The sequence below is a fragment of the Candidatus Ruminimicrobium bovinum genome (genome assembly GCF_902760015.1).
GTDB lineage: Bacteria > Elusimicrobiota > Endomicrobiia > Endomicrobiales > Endomicrobiaceae > Ruminimicrobium > Ruminimicrobium bovinum.
In genome coordinates this window covers 1-11,884 of sequence record NZ_CACWEU010000006.1, presented here as the reverse complement: position 1 = coordinate 11,884, position 11,884 = coordinate 1, and the positions used below count along the sequence as shown (strand labels likewise).

Annotated in this window: 15 protein-coding genes; all 15 read right to left on the bottom strand. The window is 29.9% G+C overall.

Annotated elements, in window-relative coordinates:
* Positions 1 to 405 (bottom strand): hypothetical protein (locus tag ACMUOV_RS00190; RefSeq protein ID WP_413852615.1); only part of this gene is annotated, 405 nt, incomplete at its 3' end.
* Entirely contained in the window at positions 405 to 956 is a 552-nt protein-coding gene (locus ACMUOV_RS00185) for a hypothetical protein (RefSeq protein WP_413852613.1), read from the bottom strand. The genes ACMUOV_RS00190 and ACMUOV_RS00185, both read right to left, overlap by 1 nt.
* Complete coding sequence (folD, locus tag ACMUOV_RS00180) at positions 953 to 1,816, bottom strand: bifunctional methylenetetrahydrofolate dehydrogenase/methenyltetrahydrofolate cyclohydrolase FolD (RefSeq protein WP_413852611.1); 864 nt, start codon at positions 1,814 to 1,816, stop codon at positions 953 to 955. The genes ACMUOV_RS00185 and folD overlap by 4 nt, the downstream gene beginning before the upstream one ends.
* Before the next feature lie 51 nt (positions 1,817 to 1,867).
* Positions 1,868 to 2,434, bottom strand: coding sequence for a hypothetical protein (locus ACMUOV_RS00175; RefSeq protein WP_413852609.1), 567 nt, complete (start codon positions 2,432 to 2,434; stop codon positions 1,868 to 1,870).
* 11 nt (positions 2,435 to 2,445) lie between these two features.
* Positions 2,446 to 3,864 (bottom strand): hypothetical protein, encoded by a 1,419-nt coding sequence (locus ACMUOV_RS00170; RefSeq protein ID WP_413852607.1) that lies wholly within the window; start codon positions 3,862 to 3,864, stop codon positions 2,446 to 2,448.
* A 3-nt stretch (positions 3,865 to 3,867) separates the two neighbouring features.
* Positions 3,868 to 4,473 (bottom strand): penicillin-binding protein activator LpoB, encoded by a 606-nt coding sequence (locus ACMUOV_RS00165; protein ID WP_413852605.1) that lies wholly within the window; start codon positions 4,471 to 4,473, stop codon positions 3,868 to 3,870.
* Positions 4,474 to 4,531: 58 nt separating this feature from the next.
* Positions 4,532 to 5,398 (bottom strand): site-specific tyrosine recombinase XerD, encoded by an 867-nt coding sequence (gene xerD, locus ACMUOV_RS00160; RefSeq protein WP_413852603.1) that lies wholly within the window; start codon positions 5,396 to 5,398, stop codon positions 4,532 to 4,534.
* Positions 5,399 to 5,566: 168 nt separating this feature from the next.
* Positions 5,567 to 6,688 carry a hypothetical protein gene (locus ACMUOV_RS00155; RefSeq protein WP_413852601.1) on the bottom strand — a complete coding sequence of 374 codons (1,122 nt, stop codon included), beginning with the start codon at positions 6,686 to 6,688 and terminating at the stop codon, positions 5,567 to 5,569.
* Between the two features lie 24 nt (positions 6,689 to 6,712).
* A complete protein-coding gene (locus ACMUOV_RS00150) occupies positions 6,713 to 7,333 on the bottom strand; it encodes an MBL fold metallo-hydrolase (protein WP_413852599.1) in 621 nt (206 codons plus the stop codon).
* Between the two features lie 10 nt (positions 7,334 to 7,343).
* Positions 7,344 to 7,970: a CDP-diacylglycerol--glycerol-3-phosphate 3-phosphatidyltransferase gene (gene pgsA / locus ACMUOV_RS00145; RefSeq protein WP_413852597.1), complete on the bottom strand. Its 627-nt coding sequence runs from the start codon at positions 7,968 to 7,970 to the stop codon at positions 7,344 to 7,346.
* A 161-nt stretch (positions 7,971 to 8,131) separates the two neighbouring features.
* Positions 8,132 to 8,425, bottom strand: a complete 294-nt coding sequence (locus ACMUOV_RS00140) for a hypothetical protein (protein ID WP_413852595.1) — start codon at positions 8,423 to 8,425, stop codon at positions 8,132 to 8,134.
* 18 nt (positions 8,426 to 8,443) lie between these two features.
* Positions 8,444 to 9,439: a MiaB/RimO family radical SAM methylthiotransferase gene (locus tag ACMUOV_RS00135; RefSeq protein WP_413852593.1), complete on the bottom strand. Its 996-nt coding sequence runs from the start codon at positions 9,437 to 9,439 to the stop codon at positions 8,444 to 8,446.
* Positions 9,440 to 9,441: 2 nt separating this feature from the next.
* A complete protein-coding gene (locus ACMUOV_RS00130) occupies positions 9,442 to 10,341 on the bottom strand; it encodes a helix-turn-helix domain-containing protein (RefSeq protein WP_413852591.1) in 900 nt (299 codons plus the stop codon).
* 12 nt (positions 10,342 to 10,353) lie between these two features.
* A complete protein-coding gene (locus tag ACMUOV_RS00125; protein WP_413852589.1) occupies positions 10,354 to 10,995 on the bottom strand; it encodes a LolA family protein in 642 nt (213 codons plus the stop codon).
* Positions 10,996 to 11,005: 10 nt separating this feature from the next.
* Positions 11,006 to 11,884, bottom strand: an 879-nt coding sequence (locus ACMUOV_RS00120; protein WP_413852587.1) for an FtsK/SpoIIIE domain-containing protein, incomplete at its 5' end; no start/stop codon positions are given.

Below are 11,884 nucleotides of genomic sequence, written 5' to 3'. Positions count from 1 at the left end.
TATAATTTTTGAACCGTCAACAGCCATAGAATTTGTAAGAACAAAAATTATACCCATAAGAATACCTATCACATAGGAAGCAACTACCGATGATTTAGGCGCTCCGCCTTCACCGGGAACCCAGTGCAATATGCTTACAAAAATGGATGGGGCAATTATTGCCATAATAAAAAATTGTCTTGCGGAATTTATCAACATCGGCCAAGGATGAGGACCTATAACATTTTGCAACGGTCTTGTTATAAAATATATTCCCAAAAGTATAAAAGTTACAAACATTTTTTTGTAGCCGATTTCACCGAACATTATTTTACGAATTTTACCCACTTTTGAAACTTCCCAAGCCATTCCGAAATAAATTATGCCTGTTATTAACGGGACTAAAATATTTAATAAAACTTCCATTATAATTCTCCGGATATAACAAATTTTAAATTTTTATGAGGTACTTTATTATTTTTTAAATCGGAACTTTCACTTACAAAAAAAATAGGATGTTGTTTGTTATTATCTTCGGTAGTTATTTCACAATGAACCGTATTTTTTAAAACCGTAAAAAAACCGAAATTTATATTATTATACATAATTTTTACGGTTATAAAATCCGAATTTTTCAATTCATCATCTTTTAATTTCTTTAAAAAAACATCAATTTTATCAACAGCAAAAACTAAATATAAAGGTTTGTATTCAATATTACCGGGATTTAAAAAAAACAAATCTTCATTATCTTTATGGTAACAAAGTTGAACTTTTGTATTTCTTTTACCTATACACATCAATCTGTGTGAACCGAAATTTTTTCTTGATGTATATAAAATATCAACCGTTCCTGTTTTTGTTCTTGTGATTATTGCTTTTCGCGTAGGTTTTAGTGTTCTTACTAATTTTTTCTTTTCCAGTAAATTAAAAACTTTTTCACAGGCATTGATCGGTTTTAATGTTATTTGTTTCATTGTCTTTCAAAAGCCAAAACAGCATTATTTAATAACATCGTTATGGTCATAGGTCCTACTCCGCCGGGAACGGGAGTTATATTTATATTCATATCTTTAACATCTTCAAAATCAACATCACCGTATAATTTTTTATCAACTCTGTTAATACCTACATCAATAACGGTTGCACCGTCTTTTATAAAATCTTTCGTCAAAAATTTTGCTTTACCTATGGCGGCAATAACAATATCGGCTTGTTTTGTTATTTGTTTTAAGTTTCCGGTTTTTGAATGTGCCATTGTCACGGTCGCGTCGTTTGCCAACATTAACATTGATATCGGTTTACCTACTAAGTTAGACCTTCCTATAACAACAGCATTTTTACCTTTTATATCAATACCGGAATATTTCAACAAGTATATTATTCCCATCGGTGTGCAGGAAACAAGCATCTTTTTATCGACAATTTCTTTCCAACTTTTAACAAGTGTAAGCATTCCCGCATTATAAGGGTGCAAACCGTCAACATCTTTTGAAGGTGAAATAGTTTCTATACATTTATCGGGATTTTGTCCGTTAGGCAAAGGAAGTTGTAACAATATTCCGCAAACATTTTCATCTTCGTTTAATTTTTTTATAAGAGAAATTATTTCTTCCTGTGTGGAATTTACAGGTAACCCGTGATGAAAAGATTTCATACCTATTTCCTGACATGCTTTTATTTTTGAGCCGATATAAACTTTGCTTGCAGGGTCTTCACCGACAAGTATTGTTGCAAGCCCGGGAATTCTACCTTTTTGTTTTGACAACAAAGCTACCTTTTCTTTAAGTTCCAACCTTATTTTTTGCGATATTTCTTTACCGTTTATTATATTCATAAACATCCTCGTTATCAAATATATTATTATCTCGTTATTATATAAAATTTTTTATAAAATACCCAAAAGTGCGGAAACCGTTTTTTTAGGTGACATTTGAAAAGAATTTGACAAAGTAATTCCTATCCTGTCTGCGGCAAGCCATTTTAAAAATTCTTTTTGATTATCTATTGTCCAATCACCATACCCTACGGAAAACCTGTTTGTTGTTTTATTTGTTTTTTTTATTTCGTTACAAATATTATTTACAAGTTGTTCTACAGCCACCGAACCTATTGAATCGTATATATATGCCGATAACGTATTATTTTCATTTTGAAGAGCCGTAACTTTTTCGTCTATTGAGGAACCTACCGTTGCAACCATACCGAATACTTTTTTTGAATTTTTTAACAAATTAAAAATATCTTTACTGTAAATTACAAAATTGTCCAATATAATTTTATTACCTTCAATTTTTTTATCGGCTATACTTGTTGCGAATTTGGGTTTAAATATTTTTTGAGCAATATCAATAGATTCTAAAATTATTTCTTCAATGTTGGAATTTATTTTCGTTCTGTATTTATTGGCTCCCATTCGAACCAAAACATCTTCAAATTTAATTTTTATATTCAAAACATTATTCATCATTTAAGTTTTAAAGAATTAACCGTTACAAAAGTTTTTTTATTTGCTTTTACGGATATTTCAATTTCTTCCGTTCCTACAACTCTGTTTGCATAATCCAAATAATTTATTTTTAATTTATGTACACCTTCCGGCAAAACAAACCTTGCCATATTGATATTTTCCGGTAACGTTCTCCACGATCTTTTATCCGATTTTTCAAGTAATGATGACGTTATGTTTAACAAGCTGTTTGTTATAATGCTTAACGTATGGTCACCTTTTTTTTCATGTTGGCGAACCTGGTCTGTAACAACCTTGGTTAAAACATATCTTGCAACGGCTCTTGCTATTGTTTTGGCATAAACTGCCGTATTATTATTTTTTAAAACGGCTTCCATAACCGAAGCAATATCACCGGCTAAATAACCGTTTGAAATATTCCGTGAACTTTCCTCAACGGAAAAAGAAACTATTTCATTTTCATATCGAACATATTTTGGAAAAGCAACTTTTATAAAATCGTTCGCAACACCTGCCCTTACGGCAGAAAACACCTGTTCAACTTTTTCCTGTTCGGGACTTGTTGCCGCCGTAGAGATAAAATACGGCCAAGCATTATAAAAAGACAACTCCAGTATATTATCTGTTTTTTTCGGAGATAATCCGTTATAATTTACAATTATAACCTCACCGGAATTTTTACCCGGGTTTATTAATTTTACATTCGGATATTGTGTTTTTAACTGTTCGGTTTGGCTTGACATTCCCAATTTATAATACATAGTATATAAACTGCAAATTAAATCATCCGGAACATTCACGGCATAATCTTTATTTACATTATAATACCTTAATGCCAATTTATAAGATATCAATGCATCATTATAATAACCGGCATTTTCATAAACAATTCCCATGAAATATCTTACAAAACCGTCATCGTTATAAAATGCTTTACCGTTAGAATCCGCTTTTATTTTTTTAAACAGGTTATCAACCTGCCTTGCTTCAACTACGGCTTCATTGTCACGGCCATCCAAAATATAATTTAATGCACAAAACACATTTGCATAAGCCATTTCATAAGGTTGTCCGTAATAAGGAATAACATTATCGTTTGAAAACAGCGAAAACACACCTGCAGAAATGCTTTTCGTATAATTTATTGAATATATTTGTTTTGCCTGTTCAAATGAGGAATTACTGTCGGAATATTTTTTAGACAAATGCTGCGCTAAGCCCAAATCCAAATAATATAACAATCGGTTTTTATTGCCATACGTTTTTTGTGAATTATCAACCAGAGCAGCGGCATCTTTATATTTTTCTTTTGTCATTAAAGTTTCAAGTTTTGAGTAATAACCGTTTAACCCCGAACATGAAACCAAAAAAACAGGCAGAAAAAACAATAAATATTTTAATTTTTTAAAATACATTACTTAAGCTTTATATTTGCTTTTGCCGACGAATTTTTTAATTTTCTTTTGTCCTATCCAAACTTTTTCATTTGTTTCTATATTAATAAGTTCCAATTCAACCTGATAATATTTTACCGATTTATTTTTAACGGAATCGGTAATTGTATTAATTTGACCTTTCAACATAAAGTCGGCACCTTTTTCCTTACCGAATTTTTTTACCGTTGCAGGATCGGAAAAATCGGCTTGATCAAGTCTTTCCGCACGAACTTCATCTCTTTGATCTTTTGTTGCAACAAAAGTTGCTTTACCGCTGTTTAGAAGAGCCATTTCCAAATCTTTTGTAAAAGTTTCCGTATTTATATGTTCATCACTTTTATTTAAAACGGTTCCTACAATAATTACAGGATTTTTTTGTTTTGCTTTAAGAAAAATATCATACCACGGTTTTGAAACGGAATCGTTAATCATTTCCTGTGATACAAGTTGAGAATCGACATCATTCCAATTTCCGCTTAAATCAATTACTTCACTTTCGTCAACTCTTGTAACTTTCGGAGTTGAAGAACAAGAAAACAAAACAAATCCGAAACACACCAAACTTAACATCAAAAAAACTTTTTTCATTTTACAAACTCCTTTTTTATATTTAAAGTTCAAATTAATTTTAATATTATACAAAATTTTAACTTCTCGGATGATATTTTTTGTGTTGTTGTTTTATATGTTCCTTGGTTAAATGTGTATAAATTTGCGTTGTAGATATTGAACTGTGCCCCAACATTTCCTGCACAAAACGGATATCGGCCCCCGAAGATAAAATATGTGTTGCAAAAGAATGTCTTAATGTATGAGGACTTATTTTTTTTGTTATTCCTGCAGATATCGCAATATTTTTTAACTGCCTCCAAAATTCAATTCTTGATATCGGTTTACCCAATCTTGTTAAAAAAATAAAATCCGATTTTGATTTTTTTCTGTTACTTAAATACAGTTTTAAATATGTTTTGGCAATATCGGTAAAAGGGATTAACCTTTCCTTTTTACCTTTACCTATAATTGTGACAAATTTTTCTTCAATATTTATATTGTCAAATTTTAAATTTATAAGCTCGGAAACTCTGAGACCGGTTGCATATAAAAGTTCAAGCATTGCTCTGTTTCTTAAAGATAAAATATCACTGCCGTTAACGGAATTCAATAAACGTTCAACTTCTTCGGATGTAAGTGTATCGGGCAGATTCATGGGAATTTTAGGCGCCGTTAAATTTTCGGTGGGATTTACTTTTATAATATCTTCCAAAACTAAAAATTTATAATACTGTCTGACGGATTCTATCATTCTGTAAATGCTGTTAGGACTTAAACCTCTTTCTTTTAACTGCCATAAAAAATCCGTTATTTGCCGATGTTGAGCATTTTCCTGTTCTATATTATTTTCATGTAAATATTGCAAATAAATTTTCAAATCGGTTTTATAAGATAATGCGGTATTGCGCGATAAGCCCTTTTCAATTAAAATATATGAAATAAAATTATCCAAATATTGCATACAAATATCTAATCCGTAAAATTTATTTTATAATAAAAAACACTTATGTGTTTTTATCCCAGTTGTTATCACTTTGTTTTTGATTGGCTCGTTCGGTATTTTCTTTATTTGATGGACCTGGTTCAGGTTCTTCTTTTTGTTTATTTTCCAATATTTCATTCAATTTATTTATTTTTTATATTGTATTGATCTCCATATAAAAAGCAAAATTAAAAAAAATCCTGCAAGAACAATAAAAAGAATTGTATTTCCGTTTTCGTCGTAACTTGAAATCAGAGAAACTAAAATAAATACTAAAAGAAAAAATGTAACAAAATAGTTTAGTAATCTGCTAAAAAAAGAAAGATTATTTTTTTTATAAAACTGCATTGATACCCATAAATACAAAAATATAACAAAGAACATCAGAAAAAAAATAAATATAACATTGAATTCTTCAACAATCGCAATTGAAAAAAATGTTATAAGAAAAAATAATACAGCTACAACCAAAAAATTTATAATTTTTCCAAATAAAGAGTTATTTCTTTTTGATGTTGTTGTTACAACAATCAAAAACAAAATAAACATTACCGGAATCAACACAATAACAAATATTCCAGAAGAATCAGTATCATATAATTGTTCATCTTTTTCCGACTGAATCATTCTCATAGCTTCAATATATGTTACAGCAGGAACATTTACCAAATATATAGGTTCGGAATTTTGCGGTGTAAAACAATCAACAATACCCGTAACAATATATATTGCAAGTATTTCATCTTTTGAATAAGCATCCAATAACAAATTAGTAATGGTTTGACCGGATGATATAAAGAAACCGTTTGTCCCGCCTGATTTTTGTAATAAGCCGTCAAATTCTTCTTCGCTCATTGTATCTCTTGTTTCTTTTATCAAATTTTCTTTTTGTTTTATTCCCATTTTATCAATAGAATCTGCAAAAACTTTTTTTATAAGAGCATTTCCCAATTGTTCCGTTGTTGTTGTTTTATCAAATTCTATATTTTCCTTTTTACAAACTTGTTCAATAATTTGCCTGTAAGAAAAAGGGCCTTCACCTTTTTCCAATTTATCCATAATTTCATCCAAATGTTCCTTCGGATTATTTTTAATTTTATCACTTAATTTATTTTCCTGTTTATTTTCTACAATTGCAACAAGAGGTTGTAAATCTTCATTGGACAAGTAAGTTAAAAACTTCAAGTCTTTTTCAATTGAAAATGCTAAATTCCAAGTGCAAAACAATAAAAGTGTAAAAAATACTAATCTGCCAATAAATTTTTTCATAAAAATCCTTTTATACAGCAAATTTTATCTTAAATAAAAATTTGACGATAATTCTTTTTCAATATTTGTGGAACAACCATGACCGGGATATACATTTATTTTTTTATCAAGTTGTTTTATTTTTTGTAAAGATTTTTTCATTTCCGAAACACTGCTGTCCGGAAAATCGGTTCTGCCTATGGAACCGGCAAAAAGAGTATCTCCGGAAAACAAATCATTTTCTATCAAAATACAAACTGAACCCGGTGTATGCCCGGGTGTATTTATTAAAGAATAACCGCAAAAACTTGTTTTATAATTTTGCTCGTTTTCAAAAATGATTTCAGGATTATTTATTACCGTAGGTTTGCCTATTAAATAAGAAGCGTTTTTATTTACATCACTTAAAAAAGGTATATCATTTTTATGAATTGCCAAGGGGATATTATATTTTTTGCGGATAATATCATCGGATAATATATGATCGAAATGACCATGCGTATTTATTAAAAGTTCCGGTTGTAATGCTAAATTTTTAATTGTATCAATAACAATTTGTCCGTCTTGCCCGGGGTCAATAATAACAGCAGCTTTTGTGATATCATCATATACCAACCAACAATTTGTTTCAAATTGACCGGAAACTATATTTTTAATTTTTGGCATTTTATTTTTTCTATTCTTCTTGAAAAATCTTTTTATGTTCCAACATATATACAACACCGGAATATAAAGTTAATACTGTAACGGCTAACATCAACCAATAAGGAAGTTTTAAAAGACACCAACCCGCAAAATAACTAAAGCCGGTTAATTCAAACAAATCATAAGGAGTCGTAAAATAAAAATTTGCTAAAATTGCTTTTATAATTATAATCAACAATATTACAACTATTGCAACAATTTGAGATGTTGTTTTAAATTTGCCGTGAATACTTGCCGGTATTGAAATATTTTTCGATGAAGCTATAAACCTTAAACCTGTTATAACAAATTCTCTTGCTATAATACAAATTACCATCCATGCAGGAATTGATAAAGTATACATACCGACAAAACAAACAAATGCGGATGTTATAAGTAACTTATCGGCAAGAGGATCCAAAAAAATTCCAAACGTTGTTATTGTATTATATTTTCTTGCAATTTGACCGTCGAAAAAATCAGTAATTGAGGCAGCCGCAAAAACAATAAATGCCGCAACAGATGTCCAAAGAGAATCTATTTCCAAAAGCACAATAAAAACCGGAACAAGTAAAACCCTTAATAAAGTTAATTTATTTGCTAAGTTAATTTTTGACATATTCTACCGCCGCGACTTAAAATTAAAAGACATAATTATTATACAAAAATCAAATTTAAAAAAAAAATTGCTTCGCAATTTTTTTAGCCGATAAGCTGAAAAGCCGAGTGGCTGAAAAGTTTAACGACAATTTTAAAAATTTCCGCCTTACTTCCGTTTTTCTAATTTTCCAATCTTCCAATGAGGTCGTAATTTTTAAAATTCGAAACTGTCGTTTTTATAAATTGACCGGGGTTTATTTTTTTATTTTTCAAATTAACAATTGTTATACCGTCAATTTCAGGTGCTTGAAATTCCGTTCTGCAATAAGCTTTATTTTTATCTATACTTTCTACAAAAGCTTCAAATTTCCTACCGATTTTTGCTTTATTGTTTTTTATAACATTTTCAAATTGAACATTTGCAATTATTTGTTTTCTTTCATCTATTATTTTTTGACTTTTTTTATTTTTCAATTTAAAAGACTTTGCTTTTTACTGGTCGGAATATCCGAAAATTCCTATATTTTCAAAATAATTTTGTCCGACAAAATTTACCAATTCTTTAAACTCTTTTTCGGTTTCACCAGGAAAGCCCACAATCAATGATGTTCTAAGTACAATATTGGGAAATTTATTTTTTATATTTTCAATTATTTCAACCGTATTTAAAGGCCTTGCCATTTTTGAAAGTATACTTTTGTTTGTATGTTGTATCGGAATATCAATATAACCGCATATATTTTTTCTTTCCGAGATTATTTTTAATAAATCATACGAAATATTTAAAGGATAAGCATACAATAATCTAATCCATTTTAATGAAGATATATTTGATATTTTATCAAGAAGCATAACCAAAGACGGCTTACCGTAAATATCAATACCGTAGCTTGTAGTATCCTGTGCTATAATATTTAATTCTTTTATACCGCATGCTGCAAGTGCTTTTGCTTCGTCGACCACGGATTTAATTGTTCTGCTTTTATAATCACCTCTAAGCTGCGGGATTAAACAAAAACTGCATCTGTGGTTACAACCCTCGGCTATTTTTATATAAGTTGTAGGAAGTGTTGTGGACAAAATTCTTCTTTTAAAATTATTTACACCGGACGGATTTTCAATTGACGAAAAAAATTTTTGTTTTTTTATCAATTTAACTATTTTTTCAAAACCGCCTGTTCCCACATAACCGTCGATAAAAGGATATTTTTTTATAAATTCTTTTCCTATCAATTGCGGAAGGCAACCCGAAACATAAATTTTTAAATTTTTATTTTTATCTTTTAAATTTTTTGCAGACAGAATACATTGTTCGGATTCTTTCTGTGCATCGGCTATAAAAGAACATGTGTGAATAACAATTATATCGGCTTGCGAAACATTACCTGTTATTTCAAAACCTTCTTTAACAAATAAGCCCGCAACGGCTTCGGATTCCACGGTATTTTTTGAACAACCTAAAGTTATAAGAGATACTTTATTATTCATATTTATTTTTTCAGTTCCAACGTATTTACATTATTTTCATTTGCACCGCTTAATATATCAACGGGATTATCATTAAAAAAAACTTCTACTCCGGAAACATCTCCTATTTTTATTGTAAAAAATTCATCGGCATAATAAATACTGTCCTGTCCTTTAAAAACAAAACCTTTATATTTGCTTTTACCGTCAGCGGAAACATCTATCCAAGTATCATTATTTGCTCTGACAAAAAGTCTTTGTTCCGGTAATTTCGGAACTTTCGGAGCAGGTGTAACTGTTTGCGGTTTCTCTTGTTGTATTTTCGGTTTTTCTTCCGCTGTTTTATTAACGGAAGATTCCTGTTTATTTGTTTCAGGTTCGGGTTTTTGTTCAGGTTGTTCAACAACTTTATTATTTTCCGTATCAGTTTTTTTATCTTTTATTGTTTCATCTTCCGCTGTTTTATCCTCTACCGTTTTATCTTCATGTTTTTTATCGTAAACATTATTTACACTAATTAAATCATCTATTTCATGTTCTGTTTTTTGAGCATCGGTTTTTATAAAATAATTCATCAAAAATAAAATTAATATTAAAATTATCAAAATTATCGGGATAAAAAAATCTTTTTTATTTCTTGCTTTTTTTTCTTTTGAACTGTTCTTCTTATGTATAACCTTACTTTCTTGTTGTTTTTTGGAATCATTATATTCCTGCAATATTTGTTCGCCGTTCAAACCTAAATACGAAGCATATCTTTTTAAAAAATTTTTATAATAAACTTCTGCCGGGAAAGCTTTTACATTTGAAGTTTCCAAAGCAGCCAAATAATTTCTGTTTATTTTTGTTATTTTATGAACTTCTTCTATTGATAAATTTTTTGCTATTCTTGCCTGTTTTAATTTTTCACCTAAACTTTCCATATTAAAGCACCTCTATAATTCTATAACTTCCGTTTCTTTATCGGGAACAAATTTGAATAACGAATTATTTAATTTTATATTGGTTCTGTAATTTTTCAACTTAACATTTAAAGAAAAATTTCCGTTATCAAAAACGGTTTCGTTAACAAAATAATTTTCTTTATCAATATTGATAAATAATTTCCAACCTTCATTTTCGATAGGTTTTATAAGTAAAATATAATCGTCATCGGTTTGTCCCGATAATTCTATGGTAGCTGTTTTTTTGAGCTGTTTCCAATTCTTGCTGAAATTTATCATTGTTGCAACTATAATATCGTTTTTAAGAACGGATTTCCAATTATCTACTATTGCCTGATTATTGGCAGGAACATAAACCGTCATTTTTTTACCGTCTATATAGGTATATTGTAATTGAGGAGCTTTTTGAACTATACATAAATTATTTTGTTTTTTAAATTTAACATCTCCGGAAGAAGTTTGTTTTTCGTTGACGGAATAATAATTTATCTGTTGAACATAATCAACCGATAAATTTTGAATTGAATTATCTTTTTTTTCGATATTTACAAGTATGGTATCTACCGATACTTCCCGTGCAAACAAATTACTTCCCGCAAAAACAACAAAAAACATTAAAATAAATTTTTTCATAATTTTTCACCTACCCGTTTTGTTGTAAGTATTCCTCTATCAAATTATAATTTATTTCCCAACGGTTTGTTCCCTCCGGTTTATGAATAAAACCCCTTATTTCCAAAAAACTTAAAATATTTGTTGCACGGGCAGAACCGCCGAAATTTGCTTTTAATAAATCCTGCGATATTCTTCTTCTTTCAAGTATAAGTTTTAATGCCGGTATTAAATCTTTTTCGGCTTTATCTTCTGCCGTTGCTATTGCATTTTCCGTAAAATTCTGTTCAAGTGCCTCATATATTTTAGGGAAATTTTGGTCTGCTATAAATTTTACAACCTGCTCGATTTCTTTTGAAGAAACAAATGCACCTTGAAGCCGGACCGGGCGGGGCTCCGACGGAGGTAAAAACAACATATCACCTTTACCTATTAAACTTTCGGCACCGATTGTATCAAGAATAACTTTTGAATCGACCGATGATACAGTTTGGAAAGATAATCTTGCGGGAAAATTTGCTTTAATTGTTCCGGTAATAACATTTACCGTGGGGCGCTGTGTTGCAAGTATCAAATGTATTCCGACAGCCCTTGCCATTTGTGCAAGCCGTTGAATTGAATCTTCTATTTCTTTTGAAGCAACCATCATTAAATCCGCCAACTCATCTATAATAACAACTATATAATAATCTTTATCCTGACCTTCCGCCGCCATTTTATTATTATAATCTTCAATGTTTCTAACCATATTTTGTGCATATTTTTCATATCTGTCTTCCATAACTTTAACAAGCCGTTTTAAAGCTTCCGATGCTTCGTTAGGCCGTGTAATAACATCCGCATCTTCTGCCATACAGCACGGATTATATAAATGCGGAATATCTTTATATGCCGTCATTTCAACTCTTTT